Origin of the sequence: Okeania hirsuta (assembly GCF_003838195.1) — a bacterium.
GTDB lineage: Bacteria > Cyanobacteriota > Cyanobacteriia > Cyanobacteriales > Microcoleaceae > Okeania > Okeania hirsuta.
This window is the reverse complement of the sequence record NZ_RCBY01000030.1, coordinates 21,626-40,622: the sequence shown is the minus strand read 5'-3', so window position 1 is coordinate 40,622 and position 18,997 is coordinate 21,626. Positions and strand designations below refer to the sequence as shown.

The window sequence follows — 18,997 nt, the reverse complement described above, 5'->3', positions numbered from 1 at the left end:
AAAAGTCTTATATTATTAGCTTTTTATTCCCCCAAATGAGCTGTTCCCTACTGCCTGTTGCCTGCGCGCAGCACTATAGTTTTGCTGATATATGGCAATAGGCAATAGAGTAGAGATATAGAGTTATATCATGTCCGGTTGAACAGTTATAAATAAATCACTCAGCAGAATTCAGGAGTCAGTCCTCAGGAGGGAAGAAAGAACAATAGAAGGAGAAAGTTTTTTTATCACTAATTACCCGGACATGATCAGGACTTACCCATAACCACCGCATATAGTAGGGACGTTAACTATAGTTATGCGCCAGCAAACGGCCGTTTGCCCCTACAGATGGTGTATAATTTCGTACTTTGCGTAAGTCCTGATGACATTACGCATTTAAGGTTAAGGCAAAATGCCTTCTAGAGTTGTTGCCTTTTCCTAGCAGAATGCTGCGCAAATAACTCAAGTCTATTGTCTTAACAGCAGAAAGTACTACTATATGCCTTAATATGTCTCAGACAAAAAAACTTTTGATTTCGATCGCCAGACATCAGAAATTTTACATAAAATTATTTTGACGAGGTGCTAAAAATTGCTTTCTACTCCCACGATATTTGACAATTTTTCTGACTCCCGAATATTGTACGATGTCTAATGTTAAGTTCTAATCTGATAATTTAATTAAAAACCGCAATAACGTTGTTATATGATTTCTAGTAATGATTTTCGCCCCGGTGTGACGATTGAATTGGATGGTTCAGTTTGGCGGGTAGTAGAATTTCTGCACGTTAAACCAGGCAAAGGTTCTGCTTTTGTCCGAACAAAGCTCAAAAATTCACAAACTGGTAGTGTAGTGGAACGAACATTTAGAGCAGGAGAAACAGTACCTCAAGCTACTTTGGATAAGAGACTTATGCAGCATACTTATAAAGATGCTGACCAATTTGTGTTTATGGATATGGAAACCTATGAGGAGGCCAGTTTAAGTTCAGAGCAAATTGGCGAGCGTGTTAAGTATCTAAGCGAAGGTATGGAGGTTAATGTGATTAAGTGGGGCGAACAAGTAATAGAAGTGGAACTGCCCAACTCAGTAACTTTAGAAGTAATTGACACTGACCCTGGTGTTAAAGGAGATACTGCTACTGGTGGTAGTAAACCTGCTATTGTCGAAACAGGAGCTCAAATTATGGTTCCTTTATTTATATCTAAGGGAGAACGGATTAAGATAGATACTCGAAATGATTCTTATTTGGGTAGAGAGTAATAGCAGAAAACTAGATTTATTTTAGAAGTAAGTTATGCATTGATTGTGTAATTCTGAGGTATCTTTATGGGGGCTTAATAAATGTGCATAATTACCACCGCACAAAGCCCCTTTAGAAGATTAAGATAGACTTAAGAGAGGAATAAAAAAGATAAATTGATAATTTATTTATTGTAATTGATTTTAATTTGGGTTTGATCGGATATCTAATTCAGTATTCCTAGCAGGGAATAAGCTTCCTGTCTTTTTCTTTAAACTGCTACATTTTTTTATTAATAAGTAGTAATTATGCTAAAACCTAAATCTCAACCTCACTTCTGTAAGTAAAAAAAATTTATGGCTTTGAATTTCACGCTTCTACATCTATACTAAAACAGTAATAAACTCTTCTTTTTATTAAGTATTAATTGAGTTGAACGCCGATTAAGTGAGGATATAAAAACAGTGCAATTAGATTTACATCAACTGCGGGAACTACTAACAGCAATAGACCAAACTAATATTTCGGAGTTGACTTTAAAAAGTGGAGATTTGGAATTAACGGTACGAAAAGGAACTTTATTTAACGATCGCCTCTCATTACCTTCTTCCGATGGGACTGACCCTTCTGAATTTGTTTCTCCTGGTACTACCTCATTAGATACAACAGCGATAAAAACTGCTCCTATAACTTCAGGAGCACCTCCTACGATCTCAAACAAATTTGAAGAAATTTTATCTCCAGTTGTGGGCACTTTTTACCGCGCTCCTGCTCCTGATGAGCCACCATTTATAGAAGTGGGCGATCGAATTACTTCTGGCCAAACAGTTTGTATTATTGAAGCGATGAAAGTTATGAATGAGATTGAAGCAGAGGTCTCTGGACAAATAGTGGAAATTTTAATCGAAAATGGGCAACCCGTAGAATATAATCAGCCTTTAATGTTAGTTAACCCCAACTAAAGTGTATAAAAATCATGCCACAATTGATTGAAAAGCCTACTCGGATTGAACCTGTAGGTAACAAACCGAAGCAAATTGACGAATATATTGGTCATGTCAATAGCCAAACAGATGCTATTAGCGTTGCCCAAATGCGCTCTCCTAGTGGCTGGATGGAACCAGGTCAAAGGCCAGAATTTGATGAATTTACTCTGGTACTTCAAGGAAAACTATGTGTTGAGTATGAAGGCGGTCAGTTAGAAGTTAATGCTGGCCAAGTAGTAATAGCTCGTAAGGGAGAATGGGTAAAATACAGTACACCTGGTGCTGAGGGAGCAGAATATATTGCTATTTGTTTACCTGCTTTTTCCCCTGATACTGTAAATCGTGATTCTGAGTAGATACTGAAAAAATTGACTTTGTCAGGAGCGGCTTTGAACTATTTGTTTACTTTAAAACCGCCCCTAAAATGGTATATGATATCTAAAATTGGAATTCTTGCTGAAAATTATCACGAGTAATGGGCTGAGATACTTCTAAACCTTCACCCCCAAGCATTTTTAAAGGTTTACCACCCACAAAAATCCACACTTTTACATCTGGTTCTAAACTAGAGGCAGTATAAATAACTTGTCCTAAGCGACTCATCATCGAAGCACTACCGCCTCCAGAAGTAAATTCTTCAGATAAGTCGATGTAGACCCCATTATTTTCAACAGTAAGTGCTTGAACTTTTGTACCTGTGGGAATAGCACTAAGGACATCGGTATTTGCTGGACCTACGAGCAAGCGGTCAAAAGCAGCTTTTAAAATAGCTTCCGGTTCGTCTGCTGTTTCTAATTTCACTGTAGAAGAAACTAAATCAATTTCTCCAGTAGTGTCTTTAACCCAATAAAGTTCTACAGTTTTTTCTGTAACTGCTTTGGGTTGAGGCACATATAAAGGAACAGAGTCTGGAGATTCAACTTTAGCAGGAGGTGGGGGAGGCAAAGTCTCATCAGGCGACTTTGGAGTTGAGGGAGTTGTAAAAGTCTGAGAATTATCAGAAGTTTTTGTGGTGGTTGATTGTAAATTTGTCCATAAGGCGATGCCACCACCTACCGCCACTGCCAATGCACAAACACTGGCCACAATACCAACAGATAAATTACGAGTTTGATTTTGTTCTTTCATTTTGTCCCTCCTTGAGAATTAGGCACAATGGCAGTGAGGAGCTGAATTATAACTTTCTCTTAGGTTAACTATATTACTTCTATTATGTCGAAATTAGCAGGTACTTGTTGAAATTAGTATTTTTGACGTAAATTTTGGGACTTTTGGGATTGTGTGATTTGAGAGGAAAAAATCAAGTTTTTGATCAAGTCAGAAGTAATAATTCAGAAGTTAAATTCTCACTTTATTCTTTTGATCAAACTAGAAAAAAGATTTAACTGATAACTGATTAAAAAGCATGGTTTTAGAGCTAATTATTTTGATAAATTCATAACCCCTAAAATTCCAATATTTTTACCGAAAAATCAAGGTTTGAAGAAGGAGACAGGAGACAGGAGACAGGAGACAGGAGGAAAATTACATGGGGATTCTCACCCCAAGTAATTTTGAACACCCCCGTTGACGGTGGGGTATTAAACCCACAAAGAAAATGATAAAGCCTCTCACTCGCTGTGGAGAAAAAAGTGCTCTTGAATTTCCTTATATATTCAATTATGTAACGGTTTTAACCACCAGGTAATTATTAATTATTAATTAATGAACCTATTTGCTCTGTTTGTGCAACAAAGCAAATAGGTTCAGCAAAAATACTGGTTTGGTATTGTTTTATTAGTGTTATTGTTAACCATGTCAACTAAATCAATAAAAATCTTAACTCACGACACTAATGAAACAAGTCAAGAGAGCTTTAGTATCAGTAGTAATGATGACAACATCTTTACTTACCACTGTAAGTTCTGCTACCTTAGCAGCTACTTTAAAAATAATGCCTTTAGGAGATTCAATTACTGATACACTGATTCATCGAGGATCTTTATACTTTGATCTCAAAGAAGAAAATATTGACTTTGAATTTGTTGGAACACAGGGAAATGAACCATTAAAACATGAAGGCAGACCAGGTATAACTATTGATGGAATAGTTAATAATGAAGCTTGGAACAAGTCTGATACTCCTGATATTATTTTATTAATGGCAGGAGTAAATGATTTCATACAACAAGGAGATTCATCTATAAAAGCTGTTACAGAACTCCAAGAACTATATCTACAAATCCTTGAAGATTTGCCTAATGTAGAATTATATGTAGCTTCTGCTTCATAAAACCGATATAAAACGTCATAACATGACATTTTACTGTTTACTTCCTGCTTCAACTGAGGCCGTCGGCGGCTACTCATCCACAGGCATTCACGGTCAAGCCGACCGCATCTCTCAAATTAATACTAGCGTTTAAATCTCTGTCTATTGACAAGCCACACTCAGGGCAGTCATAAGTCCTTACATTTAACGGCATATCTTGGACATGACCGCAGTTTGAGCAAGTTTTTGATGATGGAAAGAATCTATCAACGACTACTAATTCAGAGCCGTACCACTCACACTTGTACTCAAGTTGTCGCCTGAATTCATAAAATCCTTGATCGGCTATAGACTTAGCTAGCTTATGGTTAGCCAACATACCGCGAACATTCAAATCTTCAATTGACACAATGCTGTGGTTTTTAGCTAGATATGTTGTCAATTTATGAAGCACGTCTTTACGGATATTAGCTACCTTTGTGTGTAGCTTGGCAATTTTAAGTTGCGCCTTTTTCCAGTTAGCTGAACCAATCTTTTTATTGCGGTTAAGGTATTGTAACTTAGAGAGCTTGCTTTCAAATTTCTTGTAAGATTTAGCGCCAGGGAAAACAACTCCCGTGCTTAAAGTTGCTAAGGTTTTTACACCTAAATCAACACCTACAACTTCAGTGGTCTTTTCTGTTGGATTAGGAGTGAATTCATAGCTACAACTTAAGTACCAATCTCCTGCCTGTCTACTAATGGTGATTTTTTTAGTTGTAGCTTCAACTGGTTCATAAGTTTTAACAATACCAATAAAAGGTAATTTATGATTCCATCCATTTAGTTCTATTGGTTTTCCACAATTATCAATTGTGAAGGAATCATGTTTACCTTTCTTCTTGAACCTTGGGTGTTTACCCAACCCTTGAAAAAACCTCTTGAACGCTTCACCTAAATTGATGAAAGCATATTGATAGACCCTAGAGGACAAGTTTTTCATCCAAGGATAAAGTGGTTTTGTGTGATTGGTAAAAACCTCTCTTAGCTTTCGAGCATTAGGCTTGTAACCATGAATATATGCAGCATTCCACAAACTTAAACCCCAGTTATAGCACCATCTGCTATACCCCGCGTGTTGAGCCATCAGAGTTTTTTGCTGGTTATTCAGTTTGAGCTTGGTTCTAATGGATTTCATTTCATTTATTTGTGTTTCATGTGCGCAGCAAACACAATCGGTCTAATAGTACGGTTTATAACGTATAATATCGTTATTTTTTGATTAAGTCAATGCTCTTGGTTTGATAAATTTCACTAAGTTATTGTTCGAGACAACTATCGTATTGTGCCGCGTTATGACGTAAATTGTTAACTAAGTCAAAACTCTCTGTTTAGAGTGTGATGTGGATGTTCCCGATGTCCCCCCTCATGGTGATCCCATTGGGATTGATTTGGGACTCGATAAATTCCTAGCCACATCAGAGGGAGAATTAATTAAACGACCCAGATTCTTTAACAGTTTGCACCGCCAGATGAAATTACTGCAACGCAGACTCCAGAAGAAACAGATTGGGTCAAATAACTGGCAAAAGTTAAGCAAGATTATTGCTCGTTTACACGAAACGATAGCCAATACTCGAAAAGACTTCCATTTTAAGTTAGCCCATCATTTATGTGACCAAGCAGGAATGATTTTTGTTGAAGACCTTAATTTTCAGGCATGGGCCAAAAGAATGTTGGGAAAACATACCTTAGATGCAGGTTTCGGTCAGTTTGTCACCATCCTGCAATGGGTTTGTTGGAAGCGAGGAGTCTATTTCGGGAAGGTCAATAAAGATTATACTTCTCAAATTTGTCCCAATTGCAATGCTCATACAGGGAAGAAAAAACTCAGCTTTAGAGTTCATTCTTGTCCTGAATGTGGTTATATGACTCATCGAGACGTGGCCTCCGCGCTGATTGTGAGAAATAGAGGGGTGTCTGAGGTGGGGCGCATCTTGGACGTTAAAGAAGTTGCCTGGGGAGGCGGTCTGACGGGGACTAGAAACGGTCTAGTTAAGAGCCTAAGAAACAGGAAAAAGGGTGGAGAAGCGTGGATTTATCCCGCTTCGTAACATCCGCTTGAGAATCCCCGTGCATTTATGCCGGGGAGTACGTCAACAATTCAACTTTGCCAGATTTTAACGATCGCCCCGTAATATCAAATCCGGTTGAATACTTATTATATAGTTGGGGAAGAGGGGGAAGTGTCGAGAGATTGAAGTATAGTTATAAACATATACTATATAACCGGATTCTATATATAGCGCTGTGCGCAGGGAACAGGGAACAGGGAACAGGGAACAGGGGGAATAAATTGCCGATCATATAAGACTTCTAGCTCTTTTGCCCCTACTACAATTTGTAAATATACCAGCGCTCATTGCTATAACTATTCGATCGGGAATTCCTATTAAATCTACATCTTTAAATTTAACACCCGCCCCCTCATCTTACTTAAACTTTGTCTTGCAGAAATATTTTTCAGCAATACCAAAATTCTAGTTATTGCTGAAAAGTGTAAATTAAGTTAATGCTTTCTCAATTAAGTCTTTTAAAGTAGATAATACTTCCTCTACCAGAATTTCCTGAGATTGATGAGTCGCTCTTTCTACCAATTCAACTTTACCTGACTTGAGCGATCGCCCGGTAACTATTCGATAAGGAATTCCAATTAAATCTGCATCTTTGAATTTAACACCCGCTCGCTCATCTCGGTCATCTAAAATAGTCTCTATTCCAGCTTCATTTAATTCTTTATAGAGACTTTCTGCCACTTCCATTTGTTGAGCATCCTTAATATTAGGAATACAAATAACCACATGATAAGGAGCGATCGCCACAGGCCAAATAATCCCATCCTTATCATAAGACTGTTCCACTGCTGACTGAGCCAAACGGGACACACCCACACCATAACATCCCATCACCAAAGGCTTTTCCTCACCCTGCTCATTTGTATAAGTTGCCCCCATAGCTTCAGAATATTTCGTCCCTAACTGGAATATATGACCAACCTCAATACCTCTAGCAGTTTCTAAGGTTTGACTGGGGTCATGGATAGAGCGATCGCCTTTTTCAGCCTTTCGTAAATCCACGACCAACTTTGGCAAAGTAAATTCCTGACCCCAATTTGCCCCCATAACGTGATAACCAGATTCGTTACTACCTGTTGCGAAATTTGTCAAGCTTACGACCGTCTGGTCTACCATTCGTAAGAACTGAGAACTTACCTCTTTACTAGAAGTAATATAATCATCAGACAAATCTGGAGCAATATAACCCAAAGGTAAAGACTTAGTTGCCCATTTCTTTTGAGCCTCCACATCAGGCACAGTCAAAGCCAAAACAGTTTTTGCTTCATAATTTCCAGCCAACTTAGTCAACTCATTCAACAACTTCACATCATTAACATCTTGGTCTCCCCGGATATTCACCAAAACTAAAACAGTCATTCCATTGTCATAGACTGACTGGTATAAAACATTTTTCACAATATTAGTAGGAGAACATTTGAGAAACTTGCACAGCTTTTCAATAGTCTCCGTGCCAGGAGTTTCCAATTTTTCATAACTCTCAAAAGGTGAAATTTCTGCATCAGGTGGGATAGAAACAGCTTTTTCCAAATTTGCTGCATACTTGCCATCCTCGGTATAGAGAATTTCATCCTCACCAGCATCGGCCAAAACCATAAATTCTTGAGACCCAGACCCACCAATTGCCCCAGAGTCAGCATCAACCGCTCGAAATTCTAATCCACTGCGACGTAACATATTTCGATAAGCCTTATCCATATCCTGATAAGTCTTTTTGAGACTTTCCTGGTCAGCATGGAAAGAATAGCCATCCTTCATAATAAATTCCCGGCCTCGCATTAACCCAAACCTGGGGCGAATTTCATCCCGGAACTTAGTTTGCAGTTGATAGAGATGTAGGGGTAGCTGCCGATAGGAGCGAATCATATCTTTAGCAACAGTAGTAATTACCTCTTCATGGGTGGGACCTAACCCTAACTCCCGATTTTGACGGTCAATTAGAGAAAACATAATACCCTCAGCCTGAGTATAAGTATCCCAACGACCAGACTCTCGCCACAGGTCGGCGGGTTGAAGTTGAGGAAGCAGACATTCTTGGGCACCAGTAGCATCCATTTCTTCGCGGACTATTTTGGAGACTTTATTGAGGACTCGCAACATTAGAGGGAGATATGCGTAGAGACCACTGCCGATGCGACGAATATATCCAGCACGGATGAGGAGTTTGTGGCTAGGAATTTCTGCTTCTGCGGGGTCGTCTCGGAGAGTGACTAATAACATTTGAGATAGTCGCATGATTGTTCCTTGATAGAAATAATGATTATTTCAGATAGTTTAGGACATCTGGTACTGCTTCACAGAAGTCAAAAATCAAAAGTTAAAAAGCAATATCCGCAACAAAAGCTCTGACTCTCTTAAATGAGTAAAAACTCCTATTGCGACATACGCAACAAAAGCTCTGACTGTTTTAAATGAGTAAAAACTCCTATTGCAATATACGCAACAAAAGCTCTGACTCTCTTAAATGAGTAAAAACTTCTATTGCGACATACGCAACAAAAGCTCTGACTCTCTTAAATGAGTAAAAACTTCTATTGCGACATACGCAACAAAAGCTCTGACTGTTTTAAATGAGTAAAAACTCCTATTGCGACATACGCAACAAAAGCTCTGACTGTTTTAAATGAGTAAAAACTCCTATTGCGACATACGCAACAAAAGCTCTGACTGTTTTAAATGAGTAAAAACTCCTATTGCGACATACGCAACAAAAGCTCTGACTGTTTTAAATGAGTAAAAACTCTTAATGAAGAAATTGTGCGATGGGAGTGGGTTACTCCTGAAGTTGCTTTTGATTTTCCTTTGAATAGTTATACTCAAATACTGGTTGAAAAGTATAGCGCTAGGGAATAGGGAATAGGGAATAGGGAATAGCAAACTGTAAAAAGGTTTGAGGATTGAAAAATGTCCGCGCCCAATTCTTGTATTGCTATATCTAGGTAATTTTAAGATTAATGTTTAGTTGAAGAGGAAAGAAAAAAAGGCAAAACAGAGACTTTCAATCAGGAATATGGATAATGAAATTTAATTCAGGGAAGTCTTATACCAAGGGTGTTGAAGAAGGAGACAGGAGACAGGAGACAGGAGACAGGAGGAAAATTACATGGGGATTCGCTCCCCCAAGTAATGCGTGAACACCCCCGTTGACGGTGGGGTATTAAACCCACAAAGAAAATGATAAATGTTTGCTACAAATAATTTTCTAGGTGGAGCGGTGGTAGGTGGTAGGTACATGGTTTAATTACCTTGAGGAAATTTAGTTATTAGATAACATATTTTTTCGTATTGCTCTTCACTAGAACAATATTTTTTAGGAATTATTATAAAACCTTGTGGGTTGATAAATATCAACAGCATTTTAGGTGTTGTAATATGTTTGTAAAACCATCTAAGTTTTAGTTCTTGATAAGCACAAAATTCAATAATTTCATCTTGTTTAAAAATTAAAGTAACTTGATTCTTAAAAAATTTTATTTGCTTCTCAAATAAATTTTTAGACAAAAAAGGCAGCCAGGTCCATTCATAAAATACAAATGCTAGAAACAAAATCAAAACGAAGATTGCATAAAAATTAGGATGAGGACTGACTGCAATGAATAAAGCTAAAAATAATACATAACATAGAGCAATAAATCGTAGAATTTGGAAAATAAATCGACTACGAAAATCAATACGATTTGCTTCTATATAATCTTGTATACGATAATTGATAGTTAATTTTATTTCTTCTTCAAACATTTTTTATCGGTATTTAACTAGAGACTATTTAATATCCAATTATTTATAATTGTTTTTGTTAAAGTAGTCGAAGGAAAGGTTAGGACAGATTGACAGCTTAAAATTCAGACAACGCAATATTTTTTCTTCTTCCTTCTACTTTCTTCCTTCTACTTTCTTCCTTCTTCCTTCTTCCTTCTTCCTTAAAATATAAATGCTAATTACTATAATGACCTGATACTCCCATCTCCAAATAATTAGAAATTTCCCGACAATAATCATTACATAACTGTGACATTCGGAAATCTTCACTACGAGGATAATTCACATCTATTTTGACATCTGCTACTACCCTACCAGGGCGGGCAGCCATAACAATTACTTGTTGAGATAAATACACCGCTTCATAAATATTGTGAGTGACAAAAACTACAGTCCAATTTCGTTCTTGCCATACCCTTAATAGATCGCTATTCAGTTTACTGCGAGTCATTTCATCTAAAGCTCCAAAAGGTTCATCCATTAAAACAATTCTTGGGTTAGTTACTAATGCTCTAGCAATAGAAACTCGCATCTTCATCCCACCTGATAGTTGTCGTGGGTAAGAACGTTCAAAACCATCTAATCCTACTAAATTAATGGCTTCTTGTACTATTGTTCGAGATTCTCTGAGAGATTTTCCTATTAATTTTAGAGGTAAATGTACGTTATCAATAACGTTAGACCAAGGCATTAAAGCTGGTTCTTGAAAGACAAAAGCTAATTCATTTTTATCCCGGTCTATATTTGATTCAACTTTTCCTGAACTAACTTCGCTTAATTTTGATATTAATCGCAATACTGTACTTTTTCCACAGCCAGAGGGACCAACAAAAGTCACAAATTTACCATGATTAATTGTAAAATTTATGTCTTGCAAAGCAATTGTTTTATTAGGATAAATTTTATTTACATGATGAAAGGAAATAGCAGTATTATTAGGATTATTCATATCTAAATCTAATATGATGGTGCTTTATTACTTTTTTTAAGTCTAACATAAATATCAATAATTTTTATGGGATAAAAATACTTGTTTGTGTGAAATGAGGTTGGCGATCGCTATTTTGAAGGTAAGTATTTACAACATTTTTTATAATAGTAAAATACTATTTTATTTTTAGATTAATCTCTGTTATACGATTTTGAAAAAAGAATGTTATAAAACTCTAGTTATAGGAAACAGGGAATAGGCAACAAAGTCTCAAACATTTATCAGACTGGTATTACTTGTTGTGCTAAAAATATGTAGTTTTTCTAGCTAAAAATACTGTATTTAACAATTAAAATCACCTTTTTGTTGAAAATAGCCCAGTTAATGTTAATTATTCTTACTTTTTACTTCTCCCCCACTCAACAAAATGTAGAAAAGTGTTTGAGAAATGGTATAAAGTCTCCCATTTTAAGGCGATAATAAATAAAATTTTTCATGATTAGTCAATGCTCTCCTTAAAATGGATAGAATTAACGAAAAATAATTAATTTTTAAAACCTTAATTAAAGCAATTGCCAGAGCTGTTAGTGCAGAGAAAATCATAAAATTATTAGACAAATTTTATAGGCGATAGCGATGTTTCTCTTTGAGGTTAACTATCAAATATAAGTATCTATATAGAATTCATTACTGACTCTAATTTTATGTAAATTTTGTAGTAAAAATGTTTCAATACCCTATTCTCTATTGTACCTAATGCCGCTACGCGGAAGTCAAAATTCAAAAGTTAAAAGTATTGATTGGTAAGGCTTTTAGGATTTTGTAACTGGTCAGTTATTTCTGCCATCTTGCACTAACTCATTTCATCTTAAATTCATATTTAAGTAGCAATATCAATATATAGCAATCTTATTTGAGTTGTGAGATATTGTAGATTTTAGGAAATAAGGAAAAGGGAACAGGCAATGAGAAAGAATGATGAGTATTTTCTGCTCAAGAGACAAACTGAGTACTAATCCTACTGGAAATCCTAATCAGATTATTAACCCACTAGAAAAAAAAAGAAAATCAGAATAAATTTAATGACCGATAAATTTGAGTTGTATAAAATTAGATATAGCGTTTATTAGTAAGTGTATTAATTATTGAAAAATCTTGAGGTTATAGTGATGGAAACTATTCGTATTCGTCTACAGGGAATGAGTTGTGCTGCTTGTGCAAATAGAGTTGAAAAAGCAATTAAAGAAGTATCAGGAGTCATTGAATGTAATGTTAATTTTGCCCTCTCTCAAGCTACAGTTTCTTATTATTCTCAAGAAACTAATTTAACTCATATTCAAGAATCTGTAATAAAAGCTGGTTATTATGCTTTTGCAGAATCTGAAGAAGAAGAAGATACTGAAAAAAAAGTTAGGGAAGCAGAAGAAAAAGAGTTAATCCGTAAAGTTATTCTTGGGGGAATTATTAGTAGTTTATTATTCATTGGTTCCCTACCTGCAATGATAGGATTATATATTCCTTTTATTCCTAGTTGGCTGCATAATTCTTGGGTGCAATTATTTTTGAGTTTGCCTGTACAGTTATGGTGTGGTCAAAGTTTTTTTGTAGGAGCATTTAAAGCATTTAAACATTATACTGCGGATATGAATACTTTAGTTGCTTTAGGAACAGGTGCTGCTTATTTATATTCTTTATTTGCTACTTTAAACCCCAATTTTTTTATTACTCAAGGTTTAAAAGCAGAAGTATATTATGAAGCTTCATCAGTTATTATTACCCTTCTCCTATTAGGAAAACTATTGGAAAATCGTGCTAGAGGAAAAACTTCAGAAGCTATTCGTAAATTAATGGGTTTACAAGCAAAAACTGCTAGAGTTATTCGTAATGGAAAAGAGAGCGATCTTCCCATTCAAGAAGTTGTAGTAGGAGATGTAATTTTAGTCCGCCCTGGAGAAAAAATTCCTGTAGATGGAGAAGTTGTAGAAGGAGAATCTTCTATTGATGAATCTATGGTGACAGGTGAACCAATTCCTGTTAAAAAACAACTAGGAGATGAGGTAATCGGAGCAACAATTAATAAAACAGGAAGTTTCAAATTTCAAGCCACAAAAGTTGGTAAAGATACAGTATTAGCCCAAATTGTACAATTGGTAAAAGATGCTCAATGCAGTAAAGCACCTATTCAAAAATTAGCAGATAAAATAACTGGATGGTTTGTGCCTGTAGTAATAACCATTGCTATTATAACTTTTATTATTTGGTTTAATACCATGGGAAATGTAACTCTTGCCATGATTACTACGGTAGGAGTTTTAATTATTGCTTGTCCTTGTGCCTTGGGTTTAGCAACTCCCACTTCTATTATGGTTGGTACTGGGAAAGGAGCAGAAAATGGAGTTTTAATTAAAGGTGCAGATAGCTTAGAATTAGCACATAAATTAACTACTATTGTTTGTGATAAAACTGGAACAATTACTCAAGGAAAACCTAGTGTTACTAACTATATTACGGTTAAAGGTGTCACTAATAATAATGAAATTGAACTATTAGCAATAGCTGCTGCTTTAGAAAAAAATTCAGAACATCCTTTAGCGGAAGCTGTAGTTAATTATGCTCAATCTCAAGGAGTAAAAAATCCCCTACCAGAAGTGACTAATTTTGAAGCTGTAGCAGGAATGGGAGTACAGGGAAATGTATCAGGAAAGTTGGTACAAATTGGTACACAAAGATGGATGGATGAATTGAAAATTGATACTCAAACTTTACAATCAAATCGCCAACAATGGGAAAGTGAAGCAAAAACTACTGCTTTAATAGTTATTAACGGAAAAATTGAAGGTTTAATTGGAATTGCTGATGCAATTAAACCATCTTCTGGGGATGTAGTTAAAGCTCTACAAAAAATGGGATTAGAAGTAGTAATGTTAACAGGAGATAACCAAAAAACAGCAGAAGCGATCGCCTCTGAAGTGGGTATTAAAAGAATTTTTGCTGAAGTACGTCCCGACCAAAAAGCTAGTATTATTCAATCTATTCAACAAGAAAGAAATAGTTCAAAACAAAAACATAAAATCGTCGCGATGGTAGGAGATGGAATTAATGATGCTCCAGCATTAGCTCAAGCAGATGTAGGAATTGCTATTGGTACAGGTACAGATGTGGCAATGGCAGCTAGCGATCTAACTTTAATTTCTGGAGATTTGTGGGGAATTGTTACGGCAATTCAACTCAGTCATGCCACTATGAAAAATATTCGTCAAAATCTATTTTTTGCCTATATTTATAATGTTTTGAGTATTCCTATTGCTGCAGGTATTTTATATCCCTTTTTTGGTTGGTTATTAAATCCAATGATTGCTGGTGCAGCAATGGCTTTTAGTTCAGTTTCTGTGGTAAGTAATGCTTTGCGTTTAAGGAAGTTTAAACCCAAAGTTTATCTATAGATATCAAATGGGTTCTATTAAGCATCTCCTTCATGCATAGGGAATAGGGAGTAGGAGGAAATAATTGATGAATAAGAGTGCAATAATTGACTTTATTTTTGATTATTGGAGATATCTATAACTATATAAATTAAATATCAATATCCTAATACCAAATTCAAAAAAGGCAGTTACATCTTAATTTCTGATTTATTCCTAAAAGAAAAAATTATAAATCCCATAAATTCTAAAATTTCCACCTTTTTTCCTCTTTAATATTTATGTTTTTCTTTCCCTGTTCCCTGTTCCCTTTTCCCTGTGTTGTCACGCTTTGCAATATTTTATAAATTGGTATAACTTATGACTTCTGAATTATTAGTCAAAAACCCCTACCTTTATAAAGATACGGTTAGGGGTTCTATAGAAATATAGTAGTTTCAACAATTAATAATTAGGGTTTGCGTATGGAAAGTATTTTTGCTGGGGTAGGAGACAGGAGACAGGAGACAGGAGACAGGAAAAATGGGAATGAGCGAAGAGATAGGAGTTAAGAATTATCTATCAATTTTTCTGCCATAATCATCCCAAAATACTAGCATGCATGAGCTTTTTACACCCAAAAGCTGGTACTTTTTTAAACCCTAAAACGCTAAAACCGTTATCTGTCAATACTTTGCTAATTAATTAGCAAGCCCTCATTAATAATTAATAATTACCTCTTATTTTCAAGGGGATGATTTACGCAAAAGGGATTTTTTTTTCTCTCTTGGTCGATTGGATATGGCGAGGAAACCCGTTCTTACAGACCCGCTCCGCTAACGCCATCCCTCGACCGCTTGTTTCTCCTTGAAAGGAGAGGCTTTAAACCTTAATTATTCGGCAATGAAAATTTTGAAAGAATTTCAAGATTTTTAGAGCTTAATTTGCCAACATATCTATTATTTGTTATAGTATAAGATACTAATTTAGTATAAATTGACGAGCAAGTATTTATGTCGATAAAAGTTTATGCTTTTTACAATAATAAAGGTGGTTTTGGTCAAACAACTTTATGTTCTAATGCTTAAATATTGTATGCTTAAAATAATGCAGAGACACAAATTTTAGTTATTGATATGTGTCCTCAAGCTAACATTTATCAACTTTTACTTGGAGGTGGAAAAGAAGGATATGAAAATAATCAAAAGTTGCAAGGAACTTACACAAGATGTAATGTAGTAGGGTTTATTTATTGGATTTTGAAAGCTAATGCTGACTTTAAATCATTACCAAAAAATTCTACTTATAAAGTTCGAGCCTCACTCTATAATGAATCTATTCCAGAAAATCTGTATTTAATTGCTGGTGATTCTTTTTTAGAATCTTTGTCGTTAGCTCTTAATTATTCTGTACTTAATCCAGCAAATATTACTGCATGGAAAAATCATATGACAGCAATTAAAAGATTATGTCGAAGTGAGTTTGACAAAGAAAAATATAAAGAATTAGTTGTTTTCATAGACTGCAATCCTAGTTTTTCCATCTATACACAGATGGCATTACTTTCTTCTGATTATTTAATAATTCCTATGATGGCTGATTTTACTTCATTAGAAGGAATTAAAGGGATTTTAATGCTACTTTATGAACAATATCCTTCAGAATCTCTCAAAAAATATGCCAGTAAAGTTATCACATTTAATAAGCAAGTTAAGCAGTTCGAGCTGAAATTACCTAAAATCAAACAATTTGTTTTTAACAATTACACAAGCCATAAAGGTGTAGCTAAGGCCTATAAATATATCAGACAAGAATTAATTAATTTCTGCTATAAACAATATCAAAGTTTTCCTCAATATTTTACTAGGAATGATAATTCATTAGATTCTCTCATTACATGGCAAAATGCCTATGTTACCGATGTCAAAGATTTTCATTCTTCAGGAAAAGTCTCTGCATCTATCGGCACTCCTTTACATCAACTTCCTGATAAAGGGGAAATTTTTAAAATGCCAGATGGAGAAGAAATTACTTTAGCTAAACATAGATATGAAGAAGCTGTCGAAAATGTAAAATATTTAGTCTCAAAATTATAACCTTCATCTCAATCTTATGTAGAACTGAAACATCTAAATTAGTATTTAGTAATTGTTAAATACTTCCATCAAAGTCATTCAGAAATTACCACTAATTTTAGGTCATTGGGGTGACGGAGCGGGTGGGTTCATCTAAATTTAATCTTGACCAACATTAAGAAGAACGAGGATATATATTTTAATTTCTCCCAGACTCCCCATATTCCCCTCCCAGGAGAGGAATACAGGAGACAGGAGACAGGAGACAACCCACCCCTAACCCCTCCCAGGAGGGGAAGAATGGGAATGAGCGAGGAGGTAGGAGTAAGAATTGTAAGAATAATTTTTCTGCCCAACTATGCGCCTAAAATACTAACTTTTTGAGGGTTTTAGACTGAAACAGGCGCTCTTTTTAAAAGCCCCAAAAAGGTGCTTATCTTTATCTGTAAATACTTTTAGATTTAATCAGCAAGCCCTAATTAATAATTATTAATTATTAATTAAATAATTCAGCTTTATTAGCCGACCCTTTCAAGGGAAAAAAAGTGCTAGGATATTTCCTTATATTCAATTCCGTAACGGTTTTAACCAGAGGTAATTATCCATTATCCATTATCAATTAATGAACGACATCATAACAATGCACCACTACCACCTATTTAATATATGAAAATGCTGAATATAATTTTAGAAGTTAAATTAAGTAGCTCAAATTAGAACAGAAAATAGTTGTGGAAAAGAAACAGTAAATTTTGAACAAATCTTACTTCAATAAAACCTTGCACAAAATATATTTGGCGTAGATATTTTAAAAAGTCCTGAAGCTCAGAAAACAAAAGTATCAAACCTATTTTTTGTGACTTAGACTTGATACTAATGGCCTTAATAATATGAACTACTCAGCTTTCTTCTGCAATACTCTTCTCATACATAGGAGTGTTAGAACTTTTTTTCTTTACTCTGCAATAGTTACTCTTAAATTTTTATAATTTGATGTTTTATATCATGTCGCTTTGTAATCAAAAACTGCCTTCTCCTTTTCCTTCTTTTTCTCTCCTGACTCCTGAGGACTGACTCCTGACTCCTCCGTAGTTATTTATAAGTATTTAACCGGACATGATATTACATTTCGTCGTGCGAAATGTAGGATTTAAGATTTGTAGAAATAATAATAGACCACTAGATATGCTAAATCCATATATGATTATTCTTGCAATGTCAGATTTTCTGGTTTAGGTTTATGTTTGAAAAATCAAGATAACTTTGAGTTAAGAGTAGGCCATGTCCTTTAAAACTCTGGAATATTGACCATAAGATTCACTCAAATGTTTATCATAACTACCTTAGTAATTGAAGGGACATCATTAAATTATGCAAGAAGAAAAAGATACTACAAAAGAAGTAGGAGTAAGCCCTACAGAACCAGGTTCTCTAACTACAGTATCCAATTCTGAAGAAACATCCGACCAGTTCCAAGATATTAAAAACCAAGTCTTGGAAATATTATCAGAGCTACCAGCTATTATATCTGGCTTCTTTGGACAATATCAGAAGCCAATTGTTACTCTTGGCTTAATTCTAGGAGTCATTGTTACTCTCAAGGTAATGTTGGCAGTAATCGAATCATTAAATGATATCCCGCTGCTAGCCCCTACTTTCGAGTTAATTGGTATTATCTATTCTGGGTGGTTTATATATCGCTATCTACTTCGTGCTTCTAACCGCCAGGAGTTATCCGTAGAGCTTCAAGCTTGGAAAGAACAACTTTTAGGGGAAAAATCATCAAGTAAATAAAAAAAAGCCCCAACAATTAAGACATTGGTTATTAATTTGAAATTACATTTTCAATAAATTAACCAATGTCTTAATTTTTTAACTACTTTATTTGACACTCCACGAGATAAATTCCCGTAGATTCTTCCTAGGAGTTGTAAATTGGTTAAAACCACGATTTTCACATTACCGAAAAATTGTGGTTTAAAGCCTCCCCTTTTAAGGGGATAATAAATAAAAATTTTCCTTTGAGTCAATCCTATCCGTTTTAAAGGAGAGGTAATAATTAATTATTAATAATTAATTATTAATTGTTGAACAGTATCATATCCTAGTATGTATACAGCAGTCGTTCACGCTTATGGTGTCAATTACAACTACTCTTTCCAGAATAAAAGACCAGTGAGGCTACTTTTTAAGTTTTTCGTAAATTAAAACACATTTTTTTGACTACGGAGAAAATCCATCGAGTAGTTTCCAT

Annotated in this window: 13 protein-coding genes and 1 pseudogene; 9 read left to right on the top strand and 5 right to left on the bottom strand. The window is 35.1% G+C overall.

Going from position 1 to position 18,997, the window contains the following annotated elements:
• Nucleotides 1–688 precede the first annotated feature (688 nt).
• From efp to D5R40_RS07775, 3 genes are all read left to right on the top strand, one after another.
• On the top strand, nucleotides 689–1,246 hold the full coding sequence (gene efp, locus D5R40_RS07785; RefSeq protein ID WP_124145886.1) for an elongation factor P: 558 nt from the start codon (nucleotides 689–691) through the stop codon (nucleotides 1,244–1,246).
• A 444-nt stretch (nucleotides 1,247–1,690) separates the two neighbouring features.
• Nucleotides 1,691–2,188 (top strand): acetyl-CoA carboxylase biotin carboxyl carrier protein, encoded by a 498-nt coding sequence (accB, locus tag D5R40_RS07780; RefSeq protein ID WP_124145885.1) that lies wholly within the window; start codon nucleotides 1,691–1,693, stop codon nucleotides 2,186–2,188.
• Between the two features lie 14 nt (nucleotides 2,189–2,202).
• A complete protein-coding gene (locus D5R40_RS07775) occupies nucleotides 2,203–2,568 on the top strand; it encodes a cupin domain-containing protein (RefSeq protein ID WP_124145884.1) in 366 nt (121 codons plus the stop codon).
• An 82-nt stretch (nucleotides 2,569–2,650) separates the two neighbouring features.
• Here the strand turns inward: D5R40_RS07775 and D5R40_RS07770 are convergent, their stop codons facing one another.
• Nucleotides 2,651–3,340, bottom strand: coding sequence for a GerMN domain-containing protein (locus tag D5R40_RS07770; protein ID WP_124145883.1), 690 nt, complete (start codon nucleotides 3,338–3,340; stop codon nucleotides 2,651–2,653).
• Nucleotides 3,341–4,046: 706 nt separating this feature from the next.
• Here D5R40_RS07770 and D5R40_RS07765 point away from each other — a divergent pair.
• Nucleotides 4,047–4,484 carry an SGNH/GDSL hydrolase family protein gene (locus D5R40_RS07765; protein ID WP_124145882.1) on the top strand — a complete coding sequence of 146 codons (438 nt, stop codon included), beginning with the start codon at nucleotides 4,047–4,049 and terminating at the stop codon, nucleotides 4,482–4,484.
• Between the two features lie 73 nt (nucleotides 4,485–4,557).
• Here the strand turns inward: D5R40_RS07765 and D5R40_RS07760 are convergent, their stop codons facing one another.
• Nucleotides 4,558–5,640, bottom strand: a complete 1,083-nt coding sequence (locus D5R40_RS07760) for an RNA-guided endonuclease InsQ/TnpB family protein (RefSeq protein WP_124154458.1) — start codon at nucleotides 5,638–5,640, stop codon at nucleotides 4,558–4,560.
• 199 nt (nucleotides 5,641–5,839) lie between these two features.
• On the opposite strand from D5R40_RS07760, the pseudogene D5R40_RS07755 reads away from it, so the two are divergent.
• Nucleotides 5,840–6,556: pseudogene (locus D5R40_RS07755) on the top strand (RNA-guided endonuclease InsQ/TnpB family protein); the annotation flags it as partial.
• 450 nt (nucleotides 6,557–7,006) lie between these two features.
• On the opposite strand, the gene proS reads toward D5R40_RS07755, so the two are convergent.
• The 3 genes from proS to D5R40_RS07735 all read right to left on the bottom strand — a co-directional run bounded on the left by proS (nucleotide 7,007) and on the right by D5R40_RS07735 (nucleotide 11,285).
• On the bottom strand, nucleotides 7,007–8,812 hold the full coding sequence (proS, locus tag D5R40_RS07750) for a proline--tRNA ligase (protein WP_124154456.1): 1,806 nt from the start codon (nucleotides 8,810–8,812) through the stop codon (nucleotides 7,007–7,009).
• Nucleotides 8,813–9,814: 1,002 nt separating this feature from the next.
• On the bottom strand, nucleotides 9,815–10,315 hold the full coding sequence (locus D5R40_RS07740; protein WP_124154455.1) for a YcxB family protein: 501 nt from the start codon (nucleotides 10,313–10,315) through the stop codon (nucleotides 9,815–9,817).
• A 196-nt stretch (nucleotides 10,316–10,511) separates the two neighbouring features.
• The gene (locus tag D5R40_RS07735; RefSeq protein ID WP_124145877.1) at nucleotides 10,512–11,285 is read right to left on the bottom strand and encodes an ABC transporter ATP-binding protein; all 774 of its coding nucleotides are present in this window, start codon (nucleotides 11,283–11,285) and stop codon (nucleotides 10,512–10,514) included.
• Between the two features lie 1,151 nt (nucleotides 11,286–12,436).
• Here D5R40_RS07735 and D5R40_RS07730 point away from each other — a divergent pair.
• From D5R40_RS07730 to D5R40_RS07715, 4 genes are all read left to right on the top strand, one after another.
• Nucleotides 12,437–14,710 carry a heavy metal translocating P-type ATPase gene (locus D5R40_RS07730; RefSeq protein ID WP_124145876.1) on the top strand — a complete coding sequence of 758 codons (2,274 nt, stop codon included), beginning with the start codon at nucleotides 12,437–12,439 and terminating at the stop codon, nucleotides 14,708–14,710.
• A 1,079-nt stretch (nucleotides 14,711–15,789) separates the two neighbouring features.
• The gene (locus D5R40_RS07725; protein WP_275670403.1) at nucleotides 15,790–16,764 is read left to right on the top strand and encodes a ParA family protein; all 975 of its coding nucleotides are present in this window, start codon (nucleotides 15,790–15,792) and stop codon (nucleotides 16,762–16,764) included.
• A 144-nt stretch (nucleotides 16,765–16,908) separates the two neighbouring features.
• Nucleotides 16,909–17,127 carry a hypothetical protein gene (locus D5R40_RS34815; protein ID WP_124154454.1) on the top strand — a complete coding sequence of 73 codons (219 nt, stop codon included), beginning with the start codon at nucleotides 16,909–16,911 and terminating at the stop codon, nucleotides 17,125–17,127.
• Nucleotides 17,128–18,114: 987 nt separating this feature from the next.
• Nucleotides 18,115–18,537 (top strand): CAAD domain-containing protein, encoded by a 423-nt coding sequence (locus tag D5R40_RS07715; protein ID WP_124145875.1) that lies wholly within the window; start codon nucleotides 18,115–18,117, stop codon nucleotides 18,535–18,537.
• The last annotated feature ends 460 nt before the right edge of the window (nucleotides 18,538–18,997 follow it).

What these genes read in the sequence shown, in the direction of transcription:
- efp (WP_124145886.1), top strand. Translation starts at nt 689, where the DNA reads ATGATTTCTAGTAATGATTTTCGCCCCGGTGTGACGATTGAATTGGAT.
- D5R40_RS07730 (WP_124145876.1), top strand. Translation starts at nt 12,437, where the DNA reads ATGGAAACTATTCGTATTCGTCTACAGGGAATGAGTTGTGCTGCTTGT.
- D5R40_RS07775 (WP_124145884.1), top strand. Translation starts at nt 2,203, where the DNA reads ATGCCACAATTGATTGAAAAGCCTACTCGGATTGAACCTGTAGGTAAC.
- D5R40_RS07715 (WP_124145875.1), top strand. Translation starts at nt 18,115, where the DNA reads ATGCAAGAAGAAAAAGATACTACAAAAGAAGTAGGAGTAAGCCCTACA.
- D5R40_RS07765 (WP_124145882.1), top strand. Translation starts at nt 4,047, where the DNA reads ATGAAACAAGTCAAGAGAGCTTTAGTATCAGTAGTAATGATGACAACA.
- D5R40_RS07770 (WP_124145883.1), bottom strand. Translation starts at nt 3,340, where the DNA reads ATGAAAGAACAAAATCAAACTCGTAATTTATCTGTTGGTATTGTGGCC.
- proS (WP_124154456.1), bottom strand. Translation starts at nt 8,812, where the DNA reads ATGCGACTATCTCAAATGTTATTAGTCACTCTCCGAGACGACCCCGCA.
- D5R40_RS07740 (WP_124154455.1), bottom strand. Translation starts at nt 10,315, where the DNA reads ATGTTTGAAGAAGAAATAAAATTAACTATCAATTATCGTATACAAGAT.
- D5R40_RS07760 (WP_124154458.1), bottom strand. Translation starts at nt 5,640, where the DNA reads ATGAAATCCATTAGAACCAAGCTCAAACTGAATAACCAGCAAAAAACT.
- D5R40_RS07735 (WP_124145877.1), bottom strand. Translation starts at nt 11,285, where the DNA reads ATGAATAATCCTAATAATACTGCTATTTCCTTTCATCATGTAAATAAA.